This window comes from Actinomadura sp. 6N118, assembly GCF_044326415.1.
Lineage (GTDB): Bacteria > Actinomycetota > Actinomycetes > Streptosporangiales > Streptosporangiaceae > Spirillospora.
Genome location: NZ_JBIRAZ010000053.1, coordinates 1 through 18179, shown reverse-complemented (window position 1 = coordinate 18179; position 18179 = coordinate 1). Strand labels below are relative to the sequence as shown.

The window sequence follows — 18179 nt, the reverse complement described above, 5'->3', positions numbered from 1 at the left end:
CCGCTCGCTGCGCTCGGAGAGGCAGCCGCTCGTCCCGGTGCGGCATCGAGCTGCCCCCGCCAGCGACCTCCGCTGAACAGCGAGAAGGCCCCGATCCGCAGGTGCGGTCGGGGCCTTCTGTCGCTCGTTTAGTCGAGGTATCGGAACGTCGGCTTGGGGTGCATCAGGAAGTCGTGGTGGGAGATGTTCCACGCGTACGCCCCCGCCATCGCGAACGCGATCAGATCGCCCTCGGCGATGCGGTCGACGGGAACCTGGCGCGCGAAGACGTCCTTCGGCGTGCACAGCTGGCCGACCAAGGTGACCGGTTCGCCGCTCACCTCTGGACCGTTCTCGGCGCGGCTGAGCACGGTGAACGGCTGGTTGTGCTGCTTGGTCACCGGAGTCCGAATGTGCATGGTGCCGCCGCGCAAGACCGCATACCACTCGCCGTGTGCGCGCTTGAGGTCCAGAACCTCGGTGACGTACCACCCGGCGTAGACGGAGACGGCCCGGCCTGGCTCGATCCGCAGCGTTTCGCCCGGCAGGGCGAGCGCGGCGACCTGGCGGCCGTAGTGCGGCCAGTCGAACCGGGAGGTGGGGTCGGCATAGTCGACGGCCATGCCGCCGCCCAGGTTGAACTCGGGTGCGGTGACGCCAGCCTTGTCGAGCCAGGGCCGCGCCCAGTCGAGGATCTCGGTGGACTGCCGAAGCATGGCTGGGGCGTCCAGGCCGGAGGCCAGGTGGGCGTGGATGCCGCGCAGCCGCATGTGCGGCGCCGCCGCCAGGATGTCGTGGCAGGCGTCGACGAGCACGGGGTCCATGCCGAACGGCCCGGACATCGCCAACGCGACCCCGCTGCGGTCGCCGGCCAAGTTCACGCGCAGGAGCACCTCGACCGGACGGCCGTCGGCGAGGGCGGCGAGACGGGTCAGCTCGCGAGGGCTTTCCACGTGAATGCGCTCGACGCCGAGGTTGAGCGCGAGCTCCAACTCGCTGTCGGTTTTGCCGGGCCCGCCGAACGCCAGCCGCGCGTTCGGCAGGACTCGGCGCACGTGCTCCAGCTCGCCACCGGAGGCCACCTCGATCCCGTCGACGTACGGGGCGAGCGTCTCCAGGATCGGCGCGTCCGGGTTCGCCTTTGCGGCGTAGAAGATCTCCGGCGCGCCCGGTGAGGTCAGCGCTTCCCGGATGTCCGCCGCGTGGTCCCGCAACGCGGCCAGGTCGTACACGAAGGCAGGCAGTTCCTCGGCGGCGGCCAGCTCCGCCGCGCAACGCCGTACAGGGCCCGTGATCATTGTTGCTGTTCTCCGCTCAGGTCAAGGGGATGGTCGACTTGATCACCAGGAGGTGCGCCGGAGTGACCGTGATGGTCACCTCGACCACGCGCCCGTCAGCCGTCTGGCCAGTGTGGATGATGTCGAACACGGTCCGCTCCGGGCTGATCTCCAGGGCGAGCGCCTCCTCATCGGTCGGCAGCCGGTTGACGATCTCCTCATCAGCCTCGACCTGCTGAAACCCGAGATCGGCGAGCGCGCTCTTCACACCGCCGACGATGACCGGGCCCTGCTCTTCCAGCACGGTCCCCTCGGCGATCTCCAACGGGAACCAGGACTCGTTCAGCACGACAGGGATCCCGCTGGCCAGCAGTCGCCTCCGGCGGACCAGGCAGTTGACCTCTCCGGCCGGAAGGCCGAGCGCCTCGGCCACCCGCGCCGGCGGCGCCGCGTGTTCGGTGGTGATCTCGTGCTTGGGCTCCAGCCCGATCGCCTTGATCTCGGCGTCGAACGCCCCTCGCGCACCATCGCCCTCGCGGCGGCTGCGGGCAAAGCGGGCCGCGCTGTGCACGCGCGGCGGCATCCATGTCACCTTCGTGCCCCGGCCCTGCTGAGGGCGGACAAGGCCCTCACCGGCCAGGATCTGCATCGCCCGGTTGATCAAGCTGGGCGACGCGTTGAACCGCTCGGCCAGCTCGGGCACCGGAGGCAACACCGATCCTGTCGGGAAGGCGCCGCCCTCCACGATCTCCTTGCGGATCGCCCCCGCGATCTCGCGGTATCCGAGTTTCTGCACGTTGGAACTCCCTCGCTTCCTTAGGTCCACCTAACTCACACCCTAAGGCATAACCCCAATCCTTTGGTGTTCCTTGACAGGTGGACGCTGGAGGGCCACTCTAGGCGATACACCAATCCTTTGGTGTTTGCAGGTCGCTCGTGGGTGCGGGTGTCCGATTTCCCGCGCCTGCACAAGGGCGGCCTCGGCGGATGCCACCGCCGAGGCCGCTGGGTCGCTACCAGCCCATTCCAAGGAGGACACGACCCGTGAACAGACTCCCCGATCAGCGGACCGAAGAGAACGACCGCCTGCTCGTCACAGAGGAGATCGCAAAGCTCTTCCGCGTCGAGCCCAAGACGGTGGTCCGGTGGATCAAGGCCGGAAGACTCGACGCCGTCCGGACCCCCGGAGGTCACCTCCGCTGCCGCGAATCCGTGGTCCAGGCCGCATTGCGCCAGGCCCTCGCCGCCGACGCGTCTCCGATCATCAAACCGCGTCCCTGCCCGCCGTACAACGAGCACGCGGGCATGACGTCGGGCGAACAGATCATGCGGCACCGCCTCGACATCTTGGCGGACGTGCACGCCGAACTGGTGGCGCTGCTGGCCGAGCTGGACCGCTACCAGTGCGGTGCAGGACTGCGCGAGCGCCTCACCGCAATGCACGAGCACATCGCCCGTGACGGCGACACGCTGGCCAGCTACTCCGCCAGGGCGCTGGAGGTATCGGCATGAAGATGGCGCTCCGCAAGACGCCCGTCGTCGACGGGCCCCCGCCGATCACCGACCCGGCCGAGCTGGCCGCCGAGCTGGAGCGCGAGCGAGCGCTTGATGACGCGCGGCGTGTGCATGAGCTCGCGCAGACGCGTGCGGGAGCCGGCTTTGACCGGGCCCGCGCGGATGTGGCCGAAGATCTGGACCTGGCCGAGCTCGCGCGTGTCGAGCGGCGGGCCGAGGTCCGCGCCAACGCCGAGCTGTCCGCGCTGTACCGCGAGTTCCGGGGCGCCGGTGAGCGCACCCGGATCAAGTCCCTGATGCACCGATCCGGCGAGGCCCGCGCGCTGCGCCTGGAGCACTTGCGCGTCCTGAACGTCAAGGTCCTGGTGCCGCTCCTGGTGGGCTTCGGCCTGTGGAGCACCACGGGCGTTCAGGCCGGGGCATCGCGGCTGATGAACGTGGACTCCGGCAGCCCGGTGTGGTGGGCACTGTGGGGCCTGGAAGCTCTCCTGATCGGCACGGTGTGCTGGATCATCGTGGTCCGCGCACGGTTGGCCGCCTCCGGCGGCCGCCTGTCGACCTCGGCCGAGCGGATCGGCGCCGCCTGCCTCACGATCTCGGTGTTCCTGAACCTGATCGCCGCCGTCCCGGCGCCCGGCTCGCACGTGGACAGCTGGTGGGCGGTCCCGGGCAGCATGTTCGCCCACCTGCTCGGACCGGTCGGTGCCGCCGTCGTCGCGCACCTGATCGGCAGCATCGACAAGTCCATCTCCGATGCTGACCCCTGGCACGACGAGCACGGCCAGGCCGTGCCTCTGCTGGCCGACATGGACCTGCGCGCCCCTGCGCTGACCAGCACCGACACCGCGAGCGCGGCGCCGGTCGAGACCACGACCGAGACCGTTTCCCAGGTGAGCAGTCCCGGGACTGAGGAATCCCGGGATACCGCAGTCCCGGAATTTTCCGAGCCTTCCGAGGGTGCTTCCGAGGCCCCGCGTTCCACTGCTGACCAGGCCGGGAAGCAGGGTTCGGAAGCGCCTGGCGACGATGACGACGAGACCGTGATCTGGGACTGGATCCCGCCGCGGCCGTTCCGCACGGAGCGCCCGAACAAGGGTGTGGCGGTCCCGGAGATCGTGAAGAACCCTCCCGCGCCTTCGGTCCGGACCTCCACCGATGACGCGCTGGCCTGGCGGCTGTACGACATGGTCGCGGCCGGTGAAGTCGACGCGCCGGACGGCGTTCCGTCGATCCGCACGACGCAGACCGCGCTCGGCGTCCGGTTCGACCGGGCCAAGACCGTGCTGGACCTGTACCGCGACCTTCGCCGCACGCTGCCCGAGCACGCCCGCCTGAACGCGGGCCCCGCGAACGGCCAGATCAACGGGGTGGTGAGGCCGTGATGACCACCACGACGACCACGACGGCGCCGGCCTGGCCGGTGCGGCACCTGCCCAAGGTCGAGCGCTTCCTGAGCCTCGGATCTTGGACCTACCTCCTGACCTGCCCGTGTGGCCTGGATGCGGTGCCGCACGCGTCCCGCTCGATGGCTCAGGCCGACGTGGACGCACACGTGCGCCAGATCAGCGCGGCCGTCCCGGCTGACCAGCGGTGCCGCGCCACCAAGGCGCACCGGATGCAGCCGTGGGAGCGGTGCGGCCTGTGCGCCGGACAGATCGCGCTGGACCTGGTCACCGGCGACCCGGTGAACGGCCAGATCAACGGGGTGGTGAAGCCGTGATGGCCACTGCGAATCCGGCCCGTGAGGTGTACCGGTCAGCTCCCGCCGGAGTAGCCGCCGCCCGCGCGTTCGTCGTGGACCAGGCGCACGCCGCCGGCCTGCCCGGCGGCCTGGTGGAGGACCTGGAGCTGGCGGCATCCGAGCTGGCCACGAACGCCATCCGGCACGGCACGCCCGCGACCAACGGCGGCACGTTCACCGTGTCGTTCGAGGTCATCGACGGTCACGCGGCCCTCCTCCGCGTCGACAACCCCGACCCCTCCCCCATCTCGATCCCGAACGGGACGCGGATGCCCGGCGTCGACGCCGAGGGCGGCCGCGGCCTGGCGATCCTGCGCGGCCTCGGCGCGCACGTCGGCATCGTCCCTGGTGGCGCCGTCACCGCGTCGTTCGACCTGGCCCGCTACAGCGCGTGTGAGCGCTGACTCTCCCCCCACCCAATCCCCCGATCCCCCGATCCCCGGACCTTGAGAGGAGGGGAGCCATGGAGATCTTGCTCATCATCGCGGGCGTGCTGTTTGCGGCCAGCTTCTTCCTCAAGTGACATCCCTAGCCCTACCAGCACAAACACACATCCCTGAAGTCTCTGAACGGAGCGGATTCATGAAGCTCGTCATCGCCATCGCGGCCGGATTCGTGCTCTACGCGCTGTGGCCCGCCAGCGCCGGATCGGTCGACCTGGAGGCCATCGCGGAAGCCCTGCGGTGAGCCGGGGCCGGTCCCTTGCCCGGACCGGCCCCGCATCCCCAGGCCATGACCACACAACCGAAGGAGTTCCTCATCATGACGTCCCTGACCTCGCCCGTCACGGCCACCACCGCCGTGGTGGGCGTCCCGGTGGCGGCGCCGCCACCGCAGCAGGCTCCGCAGCAAGTGCCGGGCGGCCCCGAGGCGCTGTCCATCGTGATCATCCTGCTGGCCTGGCTGGTCTACCACTTCGTCAAGGTCAAGAAGCAGAAGCCGGGCCCGCTGGTGATCACGTTCATCATGGGCGTGCTGCTGTCCGGCAGCGTGATCGGCGCGACCACGCTGCAGGTGTCCGGATCGCTGGGCAACAGCCTGGCGAACGTGTTCACCTCCGTCACCGCCCCGGTCAGCCGGTAACCGACCGTGACCGGACTGGGCATCGAGACGGCCGGGCGGCGCCTGCCCCGCGGGCGCCGCCCGGCCCTCGCCCACCGGGCCGCACAGGGCGAGTCTCACGGCCCGGTCTCACGGCCCGGTCTCACCCCGCCAAGACCCCCGATTTTCGCGCCCTACGCGCGCGCGCGCGAGGCGCACCCCTGAGACAACCCCGTGAGACCGCACGGGACCCCCCTTCCAGAGCACGCCGACCGGACCCCACGGAGGCCCGCGATGACCAACTCACACGACCGTCCGCCGGTGCCCGACCCGGTCCCGGCGTCCCCGTACAAGCTCACGCTCGGTGACCGCATCCGTGATCGCATCGAGGGGTGGTGGGACCGGCGCAACGGCGTCACCGACGACCCCGAGCAGCTGTACGCCGAGGCCTTCGGCGCCGACCCGGGCGCCGGCGGCAAGGTCGATCTCCGCAAGCACACCGACGACGACGGCCAGACGGACAGCCCCGGCGGCGGGGGAGTCGGCGAGACCACCGGGGAGGCCGCGCGCCGCCTGGCGGCCGCGCAGTGGGGCCAGGTCCGCAGCGGGCACGGCGTGGCGGTCGCGTGGAGCCGGGCGTGGCTGGCCGCCGAGGACGTCGCCGAGGCCGAGCTGGCGCGCGAGGTCGCCATGGCCCGCGCGGCCGAGCGGGCCGCCGAGGCCGAGCTCCCCGCCGAGGAACGCCGCGAGCGCCGCCAGCGCCGCACCATCGAGGAGGCCGGCCGCCGTGCCGAGAGCAGGGCCCGCCGCCGGTCCGACGGCGACGGCGCCGACCGGGACACCGGCCTGAGCGTCGACGGGCCGGGCGTCACTGCCGACGACCTCGAGCGCGCCCGGGGCCGCAAGCGCTGGTGGCGCCGCGGCGCCGCCGCGTTCGGCGTGGTGGTCGGGGTGAAGACCATCGGGCTGTACCCGATCGTCGTGGTGATCGGCCCCGCGGTGTACGTGGTGGTGTGCTGGCTGGTGGGCAGGGACGCCGAGAAGGCCGCCGCCAAGGCCCGCGCCGCCCACGACGGCGAGGGCCAGGCCGCCGCCGAGGACGGCGCTGGCGACGCCGGGCCACAGGTGGCGACGTCCGAGCCCGATCCCGACGTCACGCCGCCCGAGGGCATCCCGATCGTGGACGACGGCGCCGCCCCGGCAGCGGCCGGCGGGTTCCGGCTCCCGGCCGCCGAGCTGCTGAAGTCGGCGCCGGCCGGGCGCGGCGACGCCCGCGAGGCCGAGATCATCACCCGCCGGATCGCCAAGGTCCTCACCGAGTACAAGCTCGACGCCAAGGTCACCGGACACACCCGCGCGGCCGCCGTCACCCGGTATGAGGTCACCCTCGCGCCCGGCGTGAAGGTCGAGGAGTGGATCAAGCTCGGCAAGACGCTGACGATGCGGCTCAAGCTCGACTCCGAGCAGCCGGTCCGGATGCTGGAACGCGTCCCGGGCAAGGCCGCGTGCGGCGTCGAGGTGCCCAACCGCAACCGCGACATGGTGACGCTCGGGGACGTGCTGCGTGACCCGGCGGCCGCGCGTAACCCGGGCCCGCTGGTGGTCGCGCTCGGCAAGGACGTCACCGGCCAGATGATCGTCACCGACCTGGCGCGCGCCCCGCACGTGCTGGTGGCCGGGGCGACCGGCGCGGGCAAGTCCACCGCGATCAACGGCCTGATCTGCTCGATCCTGATGCGCGCCACTCCCCGCCAGGTCCGCATGATCCTGATCGACCCCAAGCGCGTCGAGTTCGCCCCCTACGCGGGCATCCCGCACCTGCTCACCCCGATCATCACCAACCCGCACAAGGCGATCGAGGCCCTGGAGTGGGTCACCGGGGAGATGGACCGCCGCTACGACCTGATGGAGCACGCCGGGGTCCGGCACGTCACCGACTACAACGCGCTGGTGCGCGCGGGGAAGGCGCCCGCCGTCGACGACGGCGACGGGCCGCGTGCCGCTGAGGAGCTGCCGTTCCTGGTGGTGATCGTCGACGAGCTCGCCGACCTGATGATGGTCACCCGCGACGGCAAGGACTCTCCCGTCGAGGACGCGATCGTGCGGATCGGGCAGCTCGCCCGCGCGGCCGGCCTGCATCTGGTGCTGGCCACCCAACGCCCCTCGGTGGACGTGGTCACCGGACTGATCAAGGCCAACGTCCCGGCCCGGCTGGCGTTCGCGGTGAGCAGCAACGGCAACAGCCGGGTGATCCTCGACCAGGTCGGCGCCGAGAAGCTGCTCGGCAAGGGCGACGCGCTGTGGCTGAGCTCGGGCACCGCGCCGGTCCGGCTGCAGAACTCGTTCGTCTCCGACAACGAGATCAAGCGGATCGTGCGGCACTGCATCGCCCAGGCCCGCAAGGCCCGCGTCCCCGCACCCGCCAACGAGCTGCCCGCCGACACCACCGCCCCGGCCGCCGCCGAGCAGCAACCCCAGCCCGAGCACACGCCCGTCGACGACACCCCGCCGATCCCTGAGCAGATCATCACCGTGCTGCACGCGCACGACGGCGGGCCTCTGGCCTGGCGGGACATCCTCGCCGCGGTCGAGACCAGCAAGCCCACCCTGTTCCGCCACCTCAACGCGCTCAAGGACGCCGGACGCGTCGAGCGCGCCGCCGCCGGCGGCGGCTGGCAACTGTCTCGCCCCGACACCGACGTCGACGAGGGCCAGGACCACGCCGCCGACTGACCCTCACTACCGGGACTGAGGAATCCCGGGATCCCGCAGTCCCGGAATCATCCAACTGCTGACCAGCACGAACCCGCACCCAACAGAAAGGGAACTGCCATGTCCACGATGGAAGATCTCGACCTCGACCGCGATCAGATCGCCGAGCTCGGCGAGCAGCTCGCCGACGACTTCCCGGTCGCCGCCGACCTCATCGGCGCGCTGGTGACCTTCGGTGAAGCGACCGACGACCTTGAGGGCCTGCCGGACGAGATCGACGACATGCGGCGCTCGCACGTCACCGCGCTGCTCGCCCTGATCATGACCACCAGCGGCCGGGTCCACCACATCCTGTCCGCCTTCGACTTCGACGTGCGGCTCGACGAGGAGGCGCGCGAGGTCGCCCACCAGGCCCTGGCCCAAGCCAGTGAGGCCCTCGGTCTCCTGGCCGAGGCCGCCGCCACCCGCGAGAGGTGACTTGATCGCGACACGCCAGGGAGCGACTCGCGCGGTTTTACGCCGGAGTCCCTTCGGGACTCCGGCGAGGTGACCTCGCGGTTCGCTCAACCGCCCGGCATCCGGCAGCGAAGAAATTTCGGCGAAAAGCGCGTGAGGTATTTGCCTTTAGGCATCGGAAGCCGTAGGAAATGTCTCGGCTTTCAAAATTGAAAGCCCCCGGCATAAATGCCGGGGGCTCAACCTTGGGCCTCAGCGACGATCCATCTCGCCAAAGTTGATTTCGCCGCTGATGCCCCACAACGCAGAAGGGGGCCTCAATGGCCCGCGGTTTCTTCGCAAAGGTACCCCACGAGGGTGACAGCGCAACAACCTCCCCGGGTGACGCGCCGGACGCCAAGACGCCTCCGCTGCCCCGCTCCGTCGCACGTGACCAGCGGCTCAGCCGCCGCGCGCGGGGGTTCGTTGGCGAGTTGTGGACACACCGCCCCGGCCGCACCTTCACCCTGCGCGAGATCTACGAGGCAACCCGGGACCACTCGGCCGTCGAGGGGCGCGACGCGCTGTACGCGGCGGCCGCCGAGGCCCGCCAGGCCGGGTACATCGTCCCGGTCAGCGCCCTGGAGGTGCACGGCTGGGAGACCCGCTACGCCCTCAACCGGGCCGCCGCGCCCGCCGGCGTCGCCGAGGGGGCCGAGGGGTTCGTGTTCGTGCCGTGGGAGATCGCCCGCAGCCTCGCGCTGTCCTACCGGGCCCGGGGCCTGCTCACCGAGCAGCTGGCCGAGGGCGCCACGCTGCACGGCGTCACCGTGGCCGTGCACCGCGGCGGCATCAAGGCGCTGGCCCGCCGCCGCCCCGACGGCGCCGAGGCCACCACCACGGCGCTGAACGAGCTCCTGGCGGCCGGGCACGCGGTACGGACCCGGGTCCGCGACGACGCCGGGCGTCTGTCGTGGCGGCTGACCTTCCGCACCGCCCCGCCGCCCGAGCCGACCATGACCGACCCCGCCGACGCTGTGGACAACCCCGCCACCGGCATCCGTGTAGTGAACTGCGAAAACACGGCGTCTGTGCAGGTCAGCCCCACAATCGGGTTTCCAGAACCGGGTTTCCAGGAACACCGCACCACCTGCGAAAACACGGCGTCTGTGCAGGTCAGCCCCACAATCGGGTTTCCAGGACCAATAGGAGAGCTCCTACAGGAGAGCCCAAGGAGAGAAGATCCGCTCGTGGTTCGCTCCGTCAGGAGCGCTCAGGTAGCTGACGCGAACGCGAGCCACGCGGCGCCGCAAGCGGCACCGAGCCACAACGATGATCGAGCCTCCTCCGGCGCGCGGCACGGCACCGAGAAGCCCTCAGGGGCCCTCAGGGGCGCCGAGGGCGCCCCGACCGGTCCGATCCCCTCGGCGACGCGCTCTAGGCGCTCTACGGCGCGCTCAGGGCCGCGTAAGGCGAGCCAGCAGGCCCGGGCGATCTTGCGGGAGCTGCCCGGCGAGTTGACGACGGGCGCGCCGGGCTGGGTGCGGGCCCAGATGTCCCAGCGCATCGACGCGCTGCTGGCCGAGGGCTTCGCGCCGCCCGCGATCCTGGCGGCCGCCCGCGAGATCGCCCAGGGCCGCCCCCTGACCGGGCCTCGCGATCACTTCAACGCCCTGCGCGCCATCGGCGCCGCCCTGCGCGCCAACCGCCACGACCCCGCCGTGTGCGCCACCTGCGGCACCGAGCGCTTCACCCCCGGCGGCCGCTGCCCGACCTGCGACGCCGACCGCCCCCTCGACGACCACGAGCTCGCCCAGCTCGCCGCCGCCCGAGCCTTCCTCGGCGCCGACCCCATCGAGGCGCTCAGCTTTACGCCGTAAAGATCACGACCTATGAGGACATGTCCGATCTTGTCCGGGTGCAAACCGGGGCAAGCCGGGACCTCGGTCATAATCGAAGTTACGTCCGAACGGCCGCGTAACCGCAGGTCAGGGCCGGTTCTCTGTTCCTCAATCCCGGGATTGCGCAGTCCCGGGACTACTGGAGACGTCGCCGGACGCGTTCGGTGAGCGCGGGATCGGCGTAGGCCTCGGCGAGGAGGGCCCGCAAGACCGGCGTCGCTTTGGCGTCGCCACCGAACGCGTTGAGCAGCCAGAACTTGAGGCGGTCGTGATCGTCGGGCGTCAACTCCAGGCTGAGTTTGCGCAGGTGCCCACGGCGGCCATGGCCCGGCGCGGCCCGCCCGGCTGAGACCTGGCGTCGTCGAGGGGCGTGGTCGTCCTGGCCGTCGTCGACCGGGGCGGCCTCGGGCTCGGGCATGTCCGGCAGCGGCACCGCCGAGGGCCGGGCCGGGCCATCGGGCCGGCGGCTGGACCGCCCGCGGTTGAGGGTCGCGCCCTTGCTCTCGGCTCCCTTGCTTGCCGCGCCCTTGCCCTTGGGCGTCTTGCCGTCGGTGTCGGTCGACCCCGTCATCGAGTGATCGCCTCCAGCAGCTCGACGGACAGGGAGTCCATCGCGTCCCCGATGATCAGTCGGGGCGGTTTGCCGAACGCCTGCGCGTAGCCCTGGCGGCTGTCCTGCCGGGGGACCTCAGTGGTCAGCACGCGGTACCCGTTGCTGGTCAGCGCCTCGCGGGTCTCGGCAGGCGAGGCCGCGCTGTTGTTGACCATCGTCAACAAGATCACAAAGTCGGGGACGTGTGCGCCGACCGACTCCAGGTGCTCCAGTGCGGTCAGCACCGACCCGGCCCGCTCCAGTTCCATCTCGGTCGGCTGCAGCGTCAGGACCGCCAGGTCCACCGCGGACAGCACGCTGTAGTGCGGACCGCCGGCCTTGCGGTGCCACGCGCCGGTGTCCAGCAACCCCAGTCCCCCCGCTGGGGTGAGGCGCTGCGACTCCTGAGCGAGGCGGGTGTGCGCCGGCGCCGGGTACACCGGAGCGCCGACGTCGGTCAGCGACGCCCACGCGTACAGGCTGCCGTGCTCATCGTCCCCGGGGATGTCCATGTCCACGCCCACGGCCTCGACGCCCCTGCGCGCCCACCACGCCAGCAGGTGCGCGGCGATCGTGCTCTTGCCGCTCCCGCCCTTACCGATCAGTCCCACGCGCCGACCCTCGGCGGGCAGCGTCCACGTTCTGGTCTCCGTCATGGGGCGCACCGTACCGGGACCGCGCAGTTCCGCAGTTCCGGGACTACGGGACTGTCATCCCAGCGTGTCACCTCAGGGCCGACCACCGGATCTCACTGTGAGCAGTCCCGCCCGACCGGACGGCGGCCGCGCGGTCGGCGTCGGTGAGCGTCCGCTGGTTGGCCTCCGGCGCCAGGTGCACGGTGGGCGTCAGGGCCAGCCGCACCAGTTCGGCGTCCAGCGCCTCGCGCGGGATGTGCGGCAGCTCGGCTCGCAGCGCGGTCAGCGTGACCCACTCCTGGGGCCGGCTCGCGAGCCGGGCGTAGGCGGTGCGGATCTGCTGTTCGGCCCCCGCGCCGGCGGAGGCCGGGGACGAGGCCGCCGCGGTTCCGCGTCGCGCGTCGTACAGCTCGCCCTTGGCCTCGTCGATCAGGCCCTTGGCTTGCCCGATCAGTTCCATCGCCCGGATCCGGGCGTCGCCGGCGCTGTCGGGCAGCGGGCTGCCCAGCGGTCGCCAGTCCGATCGCAGCCAGCTCGCCGCCTCGGCGAGGCCGTTGCGGGAGGCGTCCAGCTCGCCGAGCGCGTTGTCGACGATGCCGTTCCAGGTCGGCAGTTGATGCTCTTGCATGGGTCGTGATCCTTTGGCTGGGTTACCGGTGGTGGTCGCGGAATGGGTCGGGTGCGCGGCCGTGCAGGATGCGATCGAGCATCCGGGCGACCTCGCGGGCACCGTCCGGGGTGGCGGGCGCGTAGATGGAGATCGCGGGGGTGCGGGCCTGGTTGATGGTCAGGTCCCATCCGGCGTCGGTGTAGATCCGCACGGCCAGGCCGGTGGGGCTGATGCCCCAGGTGGGGCCGCCCGGGGCGGGGGCGACGGCGACGGTGGTGGCATCGCGGCCGCCGGCCGGGAGGGCGCGAGTGAGGCCGATCCGGTCGCATTCGGCGTCCAGCGCGGCGGTGAGCTCGCGCACCTGCGCGACGGTCCGCTCGACTGGCGGGCGGCCGTAGCGGGGGCTGATCGACTCGGCGGCTGCGGTGACCAGCCAGCCCGCCGCCTCGGCGGTGGGGTCGACGCCGTGCCGGTCGGCGACGGCCAGCAGGTCGTCCAGGAACGCGGCGGCCTCGGCGACAACGCTCGGCGCGTACAGCGCCCGGTGCCGCGCCAGGTGCCTGCTGATCTGCTGCTCGCTGGTGGTCACGGTCTTGGTCGTTGTCTTCTCGGTGCTGTCGGTCATCGCTCGCTCTTCTCGTCGGTGGACTGACCGGTGACCAGCTCCCGGAGGCGGCGGGTGACCAGGTCCTCGTGGCCGCCGTTCTTCTCGACCTCGGCCGCCATGAACTCATCGGGACTCAGCACCGGCCGTTCCAGCGCCTCGTCGACCGCGCGCCGGGTGATGCCCAGCCGCTTGGCGATCCGGTACTTGGTCCAGCCGGCCGCGTGCGCCAGCGCGATGACCTGCGCTCGGTGCGCCAGGGCTCGGTTGTAGCCCGCCCGCTCCACCACCACGTAGTTCTGAGCCGAGATCAATTTCTGATCGACCAACGCGTGCGGGTCTCCGTTGCGCAGGCCCTCCAGGGTGCCGTCGTCGATCTGTCCGGTCTGTCTCTTGGTCATCTCCCCAACTCCTCCCATGCGCTAGGCGCCTAGCGTACGCGAGCCTCCTAGCGCATGGGAAGGAATCAGTGCCTGATTTTTTGGACGGGGGTTTCTGGACGGTGTCGACGCAGGTCGCTACGGTGTCCAGAAAAGTAAACGTTTCTGGACGGCGGGAGTCTCGATGACGGTGTGGGCGTACGCGCGGGTCTCGACGCGCGATCAGAATCCGCAGCTCCAGCTCGACGCGTTGGAGGCCAGCGGCTACGACGAGCTGGTTACCGAGAAGGAGTCGGGCAAGCGCGGCGTCGACCGGCCCGAGTGGGAAGCGTTGATCACCCGGCCGGTCGACGGCGACACGCTGAAGTTCTGGAAGTCCGATCGGTGGGGCCGGTCGGCCGGGCACGTGCTGACCACGGTCAACGAGCTGCGCGACCGTGGCGTGAAGGTCGTGTCGCTGACCGAGAACTTTGACCTGGACACCAAGGAGGGCCGGTTCATGTTCGCGGTCCTGGCCGCCGCTGCCGAGTACGAGAACGAGCTGCGCGCCGAACGCCAGGCCGAGGGCATCGCCGCCGCCCAGCGCCGCCAGGCCGAGGGGGCGATGCTGCAGGGCAAGAAGCACATCGGCAGGCCGCGCTCGATCGGCCCGGCCGAGCTCGACGAGTTGCGCCGCATGGTCAACGAGGACGGCAAGAGCGTCACCGAGGCCGCCCGGACGTTGAAGATCGGCCGGTCCACCGCCTACGCCGCGCTCGCCGGCAACGCCACGGCTCCCGTGACGCAACCCGCCGCGGCCGCCGCCGTGCACGGCCCCGACCTGGACGAGGTCGACGCGGACGAGGTCGACCGGGACGAGCTGTTCGACGCCGTCGAGGACGTCGCCGACTGGGCGGGCAAGAACCTGTCCGGCGGCCTGGCCGTGCTCAACCCGCCGCTGGACCGGCTCGCCGAGGCCTTCGCCCGCGCCACCGGAGACGGCCCCCTCAAGGAGCTCCTGACGGCCGCCGCGGCGGTGTGTGCCGCTGCCCCCGCCCAGGTGCCGCTGCCGTCCCTGGCCGACGCGCTCGAACGCCTCCGCGCCGTCATCCCAGCGAAGACCCTCCGCCAGGGGGGTTAACTGCACGGACGGCGGCCGCCGGAAACCGGTCCTGGCCTGCGGTGGTCTGCATGGCTACCTATACACACGGGATGTACACCCGAATGTAGGGCCGAATGTACGGGTGAATGTACCTGCGGAAATGATCCGTTCGGAACGCCGTCACGGAACCTCGTCCCCCCGGGGAGACGGAACGTGTCCCCCCCGCGTGTCCCCTGCTGTCCTCTTGATAAAGCGGAACGAAACGATCTCGGCGTACCCATGTATCACCCGAACCAGGTGATACATGCCCAGGTCACGGGCGCGGGGCGCGACCGGTGCCGCCGAACGGCCCGTACGGCCCCGGGCTGCCCGCGCCGTGCTGGGCGCCGAGCGTCATCGCCAGGGAGCGCAGGCCGAGTTCGGCGTCGCCGGTGGCCATGACCTTCTCGATGGTCCACTCGGCGATCTGCTCGTTCAACGCGAGGATGTCGGCGAGGACCTGGCGGTGTTCGTCGACCACGGCGACGTAGGCGTCGACGAGGCGGCGAGTGGCCTTGCCCAGGGTGAGGGCCTGCCAGCGGCGGCCCTGCTCGCCGAACAGCTCCTCATAGTCGGCGGCCATCTGCCCGTACACCCGGCGGGTCTCGGCCACGGTGTGGTCGTCCAGCACTCGCGCGTTCGGGCGGTCGGGGCGGGCCTGCTCGAACATCTCCAGCATCTCCTTGGAGTGCGCGAGCTGCTCGGCCACGACCGTGGTCATCATGCCGACGTCGCGCACCGGCCGCCAGGTCGGCTCCTCATCGTGATCGGTCATGCCCGGCATCCTCGCCGCCCGGGGGCACGGCGCGCCCGCAGATCATCACGAATCGTTACGCACGCGCGGTGGCGCCATCGCCACGCGCGGCCATGATCATCCCGGAGCGAGAGATAGCGTAAGTCCGACTTACGGCCCTCGGGCCCTCGACCTCATCGCCCGTCGTCGTCGCCGAGCAGCCGGTCGATTTCATCCTCGACAGAGATCGCGTCGGCGTGCTGTTCGACGGCGGGCAGCAGTAGCCGGGCCAGCTCTGCCGACGGCCACGCCTCGATCGGCACGGGGCCGAGCAGCCGCCCGGTGGACCACAGCCGGGCGAGCATGATCGCGGTCGCCCGCTTCATCCGCTCGTGGTATGTCGCGTCGATGCTGGTGGCGAACCCGGTCGGCGCGGTGCCGAGCTCGTTGACGACAGCCTCGGCCGCATCCAGCAGGTCATGGCCGTCAAGGCCGTCGCTGGCGTAGAGCCGGGTCAGGTCGTCGACGAGCGTGGTCGCCAGCAGTCCCCCGGCCTGAACCAACTTGCCGAGCGCGGCGGGCTCGTGATGGCGCCCGGCATCCAGAACGCGCCGATAGGCGGTCAGCGCATCGATCGCCCCGTCCACCGCGCGCCTCACCTCGGCCAGCCGGTAGTCGTCGTCGGACTCACTCACCCTTCCAGCATGAGCCGCTGGTGAACGAGAAGTCTCGCCAGGGACTCTCCCCTTGCCAGACCCTTGCCGCCGCGCGCCCGGCAAGGGAGTTCGTGCGCGCGCCGGCGTCAACGATGCACGGCAGGGATGCGCGCCAGGATGCGCGCGTGATCGAGCGATGCGCACGCCGCGTTGCGCGGTGCGCCCGGGGCGGGCAACGGTCGCAGCCCTAGTCGCAGCGCCGGTCGCAGCCGTGGTCGCAGCGCTAGTCGCGCCGCCAGTCGCAGCGCTGGTCGCAGCGCCGGTCGCACCGGGCCGTGCGCGGCCGCGCACGTGCGCGCAGGCCAGGCCGTGCGCGGCAAGGGTGGCGCGCACGCCGACTTATTCAGTGCGCGCCTCTCCACCGCTGGGGAGCGCGCATCTGCACAAGGGCGCCCTCGCGTCGCGCGCCAGGCGCGCGGTCGTGGTCGACCGTCCCTGCCCGGCTGATCCCGGCCTAGGCCGTCGATCAATGCGCGGTCCGGCCGGACGTGACATGACACCAGCGCGCCGCCGGCGACGAGCTGCGCGCGGCCGCCAGGCGCGCACCCGCGCCGGTGTCACGTCACGTCACATCGGCGCGGAAGCAAGAAATGGAAATCCATAGGATCTCGCCCCGGCCGCGCACCCCTCGGGGCCGCCGCGGTTTGTCTACGTCTACGTCTACGGCCCCTCGCGCCTGCACGCGTTGGGGGCTGACGTGCGCGTAGACGAAGACGTAGACAAGCGCGCCGCCGTGCGCCCCTCAGGACCCCGTGGAGCAAGATAGGTGATCAGTCAGACTGATCACGGCTGATCTTCGATCAGGTCCCGCCCACGAGGGCGGTTCGCTCCGCTGGGGAAGGGGTTGCGCGTGCCCGACCACGCCGACGACAACGCCGACGAGAACGTTGCCGAACACCGCGCCGATCGTCCGGCCCGGCCGAGCCCGCAAGTCGACCGGCGGGGCCGGAAGGTGGTCAGTCGCGAGAGCGGCGCTGCCCGGTTGCCGCGCGGCGCCGGCGGCCGCCGTCACGTCATCACCGTGCGCGTGAACGATGCCGAGTACGAGGCGATCGCCGCACGCGCGATCGTGGCCCGTGTGTCCAAGCAACGGCTCATGGTGGAGGCCGCCACCGCCGACCCCGCCGCCAGTGCCCAGGACGGCGCCGGCGGGATCGCCCGGCACCAGATGACCGCGTCCGAGCGGCGCGCCCTGGTGGTGGAATTCCTCGGCGCCAAGACCCTCGTGGCGCGGCTGGGCGTCAACATCAACCAGCTCGCCAAGACCGCCAACGCCACCGGCGAGCTGCCCGCCGAACTCCAGCACGCAGCCGCGGCCGCCGAGCGCGCCTTGGACCGCCTGGCCGCCGCCGTCGACGCGCTGACAACGTGAGGACGAACGAGTTGCCGAATAAGCCGTACGTCATGTCACCCGACGAGCTCGACGCCGCAGCCGACCGGCTCACTCGCGAGCGTCAGGCCACAGACCGTGCGGGTAGGCCTGCCGGGCCTCATCATCAAGGGCGAAGCCTGCGACCTCGATGGAGAACGTGCTGTCTCCGCCAGCGGCCCGGACCAACACGTCCGCGAGCAGGTGGAGGCGCGACGCCACCTGCACAAGGTCCAAGCGCTCCACTGGGCGCAACGCCTCGTTGCCCGCCGTCTCCAGTCGAGAGGCCACCGGCCACACCTTCTCGATGAACGACACGGCCTCAGAGACCGCTACTGCGTGGTCATCGCTTGCGTCCATCGCCACATGCTCCCGTACGCCAAACGCGACGCCGACACGTTGCCGAATTGAGCTTTCACCGATCAAGCGCGCGGCCGCCGGTCGGGCGGCCGGGCCGGGCGTGCGGCCTGGAGGCCGGTCCCGGCCCGGCCGCCCGACCGGCGGCCGCGCACTGCCGAAACATCGCGAACGCCGACAGCGGTAGCTGAGCAGCAGGGCGGATTTTCCGGACGGCCGTGGTGGCGCTATGTCCGAGCAAGTTATGGGCTATGTCAGGCATAACCCCCGCACGCCCCTCAGCGCGGCCTCTGGCGGCCGGGGCAGCGTGCCGCACCAAGACGGCGGCCGCCATCCCGCTCGCTGCGCTCGGAGAGGCAGCCGCTCGTCCCGGTGCGGCATCGAGCTGCCCCCGCCAGCGACCTCCGCTGAACAGCGAGAAGGCCCCGATCCGCAGGTGCGGTCGGGGCCTTCTGTCGCTCG

Annotated in this window: 20 protein-coding genes; 10 read left to right on the top strand and 10 right to left on the bottom strand. The window is 71.3% G+C overall.

Translation table 11 applies throughout. From position 1 onward, the window contains the following. Positions 1 to 128 precede the first annotated feature (128 nt). On the bottom strand, positions 129 to 1277 hold the full coding sequence (locus tag ACH34W_RS54975) for a type III PLP-dependent enzyme (protein WP_395969281.1): 1149 nt from the start codon (positions 1275 to 1277) through the stop codon (positions 129 to 131). A 16-nt stretch (positions 1278 to 1293) separates the two neighbouring features. Next, positions 1294 to 2052, bottom strand: coding sequence for a GntR family transcriptional regulator (locus ACH34W_RS54970; RefSeq protein WP_395969280.1), 759 nt, complete (start codon positions 2050 to 2052; stop codon positions 1294 to 1296). 248 nt (positions 2053 to 2300) lie between these two features. On the opposite strand from ACH34W_RS54970, the gene ACH34W_RS54965 reads away from it, so the two are divergent. The 8 genes from ACH34W_RS54965 to ACH34W_RS54930 all read left to right on the top strand — a co-directional run bounded on the left by ACH34W_RS54965 (position 2301) and on the right by ACH34W_RS54930 (position 10580). Next, entirely contained in the window at positions 2301 to 2768 is a 468-nt protein-coding gene (locus ACH34W_RS54965) for a helix-turn-helix domain-containing protein (protein WP_395969279.1), read from the top strand. After that, positions 2765 to 4153, top strand: a complete 1389-nt coding sequence (locus ACH34W_RS54960) for a hypothetical protein (protein WP_395969278.1) — start codon at positions 2765 to 2767, stop codon at positions 4151 to 4153. Before ACH34W_RS54965 ends, ACH34W_RS54960 begins: the two co-directional genes overlap by 4 nt. Then, complete coding sequence (locus ACH34W_RS54955) at positions 4153 to 4491, top strand: hypothetical protein (RefSeq protein ID WP_395969277.1); 339 nt, start codon at positions 4153 to 4155, stop codon at positions 4489 to 4491. Before ACH34W_RS54960 ends, ACH34W_RS54955 begins: the two co-directional genes overlap by 1 nt. Further along, entirely contained in the window at positions 4491 to 4916 is a 426-nt protein-coding gene (locus tag ACH34W_RS54950; protein ID WP_395969276.1) for an ATP-binding protein, read from the top strand. The genes ACH34W_RS54955 and ACH34W_RS54950 overlap by 1 nt, the downstream gene beginning before the upstream one ends. Positions 4917 to 5244: 328 nt before the next feature. Beyond that, positions 5245 to 5595 carry a hypothetical protein gene (locus ACH34W_RS54945; RefSeq protein ID WP_395969275.1) on the top strand — a complete coding sequence of 117 codons (351 nt, stop codon included), beginning with the start codon at positions 5245 to 5247 and terminating at the stop codon, positions 5593 to 5595. Between the two features lie 252 nt (positions 5596 to 5847). Then, positions 5848 to 8286 carry a DNA translocase FtsK gene (locus tag ACH34W_RS54940; RefSeq protein ID WP_395969274.1) on the top strand — a complete coding sequence of 813 codons (2439 nt, stop codon included), beginning with the start codon at positions 5848 to 5850 and terminating at the stop codon, positions 8284 to 8286. A 99-nt stretch (positions 8287 to 8385) separates the two neighbouring features. After that, the gene (locus ACH34W_RS54935) at positions 8386 to 8742 is read left to right on the top strand and encodes a hypothetical protein (RefSeq protein ID WP_395969273.1); all 357 of its coding nucleotides are present in this window, start codon (positions 8386 to 8388) and stop codon (positions 8740 to 8742) included. Between the two features lie 299 nt (positions 8743 to 9041). Then, positions 9042 to 10580 (top strand): hypothetical protein, encoded by a 1539-nt coding sequence (locus ACH34W_RS54930; RefSeq protein WP_395969272.1) that lies wholly within the window; start codon positions 9042 to 9044, stop codon positions 10578 to 10580. A gap of 157 nt (positions 10581 to 10737) precedes the next feature. Here ACH34W_RS54930 and ACH34W_RS54925 read toward each other — a convergent pair whose 3' ends face one another. From ACH34W_RS54925 to ACH34W_RS54905, 5 genes are all read right to left on the bottom strand, one after another. Continuing rightward, positions 10738 to 11172 (bottom strand): hypothetical protein, encoded by a 435-nt coding sequence (locus tag ACH34W_RS54925; protein ID WP_395969271.1) that lies wholly within the window; start codon positions 11170 to 11172, stop codon positions 10738 to 10740. Then, positions 11169 to 11849, bottom strand: coding sequence for a ParA family protein (locus tag ACH34W_RS54920; RefSeq protein WP_395969270.1), 681 nt, complete (start codon positions 11847 to 11849; stop codon positions 11169 to 11171). Before ACH34W_RS54920 ends, ACH34W_RS54925 begins: the two co-directional genes overlap by 4 nt. Positions 11850 to 11916: 67 nt before the next feature. Then, positions 11917 to 12456: a hypothetical protein gene (locus ACH34W_RS54915; RefSeq protein ID WP_395969269.1), complete on the bottom strand. Its 540-nt coding sequence runs from the start codon at positions 12454 to 12456 to the stop codon at positions 11917 to 11919. Between the two features lie 22 nt (positions 12457 to 12478). After that, complete coding sequence (locus tag ACH34W_RS54910) at positions 12479 to 13063, bottom strand: hypothetical protein (RefSeq protein WP_395969268.1); 585 nt, start codon at positions 13061 to 13063, stop codon at positions 12479 to 12481. Further along, positions 13060 to 13443: a helix-turn-helix domain-containing protein gene (locus tag ACH34W_RS54905; RefSeq protein WP_395969267.1), complete on the bottom strand. Its 384-nt coding sequence runs from the start codon at positions 13441 to 13443 to the stop codon at positions 13060 to 13062. The genes ACH34W_RS54910 and ACH34W_RS54905 overlap by 4 nt, the downstream gene beginning before the upstream one ends. 163 nt (positions 13444 to 13606) lie before the next feature. Here ACH34W_RS54905 and ACH34W_RS54900 point away from each other — a divergent pair, with 163 nt between their 5' ends. Then, positions 13607 to 14542 carry a recombinase family protein gene (locus ACH34W_RS54900; RefSeq protein ID WP_395969266.1) on the top strand — a complete coding sequence of 312 codons (936 nt, stop codon included), beginning with the start codon at positions 13607 to 13609 and terminating at the stop codon, positions 14540 to 14542. A gap of 274 nt (positions 14543 to 14816) precedes the next feature. Here the strand turns inward: ACH34W_RS54900 and ACH34W_RS54895 are convergent, their stop codons facing one another. Both ACH34W_RS54895 and ACH34W_RS54890 read right to left on the bottom strand, forming a co-directional pair. Continuing rightward, positions 14817 to 15317: a hypothetical protein gene (locus tag ACH34W_RS54895; RefSeq protein ID WP_395969265.1), complete on the bottom strand. Its 501-nt coding sequence runs from the start codon at positions 15315 to 15317 to the stop codon at positions 14817 to 14819. Positions 15318 to 15469: 152 nt separating this feature from the next. After that, entirely contained in the window at positions 15470 to 15970 is a 501-nt protein-coding gene (locus ACH34W_RS54890) for a hypothetical protein (protein WP_395969264.1), read from the bottom strand. Between the two features lie 871 nt (positions 15971 to 16841). Between ACH34W_RS54890 and mobC the strand changes: the two genes are divergently transcribed. Then, positions 16842 to 17363 carry a plasmid mobilization relaxosome protein MobC gene (mobC, locus tag ACH34W_RS54885; RefSeq protein ID WP_395969263.1) on the top strand — a complete coding sequence of 174 codons (522 nt, stop codon included), beginning with the start codon at positions 16842 to 16844 and terminating at the stop codon, positions 17361 to 17363. Positions 17364 to 17432: 69 nt separating this feature from the next. Here mobC and ACH34W_RS54880 read toward each other — a convergent pair whose 3' ends face one another. Continuing rightward, complete coding sequence (locus ACH34W_RS54880; protein ID WP_395969262.1) at positions 17433 to 17720, bottom strand: hypothetical protein; 288 nt, start codon at positions 17718 to 17720, stop codon at positions 17433 to 17435. Positions 17721 to 18179: the final 459 nt, after the last annotated feature.

Coding starts and splice junctions, on each gene's coding strand:
- ACH34W_RS54920 (WP_395969270.1), bottom strand. CDS start 11,849: ATGACGGAGACCAGAACGTGGACGCTGCCCGCCGAGGGTCGGCGCGTG.
- ACH34W_RS54950 (WP_395969276.1), top strand. CDS start 4,491: ATGGCCACTGCGAATCCGGCCCGTGAGGTGTACCGGTCAGCTCCCGCC.
- ACH34W_RS54905 (WP_395969267.1), bottom strand. CDS start 13,443: ATGACCAAGAGACAGACCGGACAGATCGACGACGGCACCCTGGAGGGC.
- ACH34W_RS54975 (WP_395969281.1), bottom strand. CDS start 1,277: ATGATCACGGGCCCTGTACGGCGTTGCGCGGCGGAGCTGGCCGCCGCC.
- ACH34W_RS54945 (WP_395969275.1), top strand. CDS start 5,245: ATGACCACACAACCGAAGGAGTTCCTCATCATGACGTCCCTGACCTCG.
- ACH34W_RS54955 (WP_395969277.1), top strand. CDS start 4,153: ATGACCACCACGACGACCACGACGGCGCCGGCCTGGCCGGTGCGGCAC.
- ACH34W_RS54880 (WP_395969262.1), bottom strand. CDS start 17,720: ATGGACGCAAGCGATGACCACGCAGTAGCGGTCTCTGAGGCCGTGTCG.
- ACH34W_RS54935 (WP_395969273.1), top strand. CDS start 8,386: ATGTCCACGATGGAAGATCTCGACCTCGACCGCGATCAGATCGCCGAG.
- ACH34W_RS54895 (WP_395969265.1), bottom strand. CDS start 15,317: ATGACCGATCACGATGAGGAGCCGACCTGGCGGCCGGTGCGCGACGTC.
- ACH34W_RS54915 (WP_395969269.1), bottom strand. CDS start 12,456: ATGCAAGAGCATCAACTGCCGACCTGGAACGGCATCGTCGACAACGCG.
- ACH34W_RS54900 (WP_395969266.1), top strand. CDS start 13,607: ATGACGGTGTGGGCGTACGCGCGGGTCTCGACGCGCGATCAGAATCCG.
- ACH34W_RS54960 (WP_395969278.1), top strand. CDS start 2,765: ATGAAGATGGCGCTCCGCAAGACGCCCGTCGTCGACGGGCCCCCGCCG.
- ACH34W_RS54925 (WP_395969271.1), bottom strand. CDS start 11,172: ATGACGGGGTCGACCGACACCGACGGCAAGACGCCCAAGGGCAAGGGC.
- ACH34W_RS54930 (WP_395969272.1), top strand. CDS start 9,042: ATGGCCCGCGGTTTCTTCGCAAAGGTACCCCACGAGGGTGACAGCGCA.
- ACH34W_RS54940 (WP_395969274.1), top strand. CDS start 5,848: ATGACCAACTCACACGACCGTCCGCCGGTGCCCGACCCGGTCCCGGCG.
- ACH34W_RS54910 (WP_395969268.1), bottom strand. CDS start 13,063: ATGACCGACAGCACCGAGAAGACAACGACCAAGACCGTGACCACCAGC.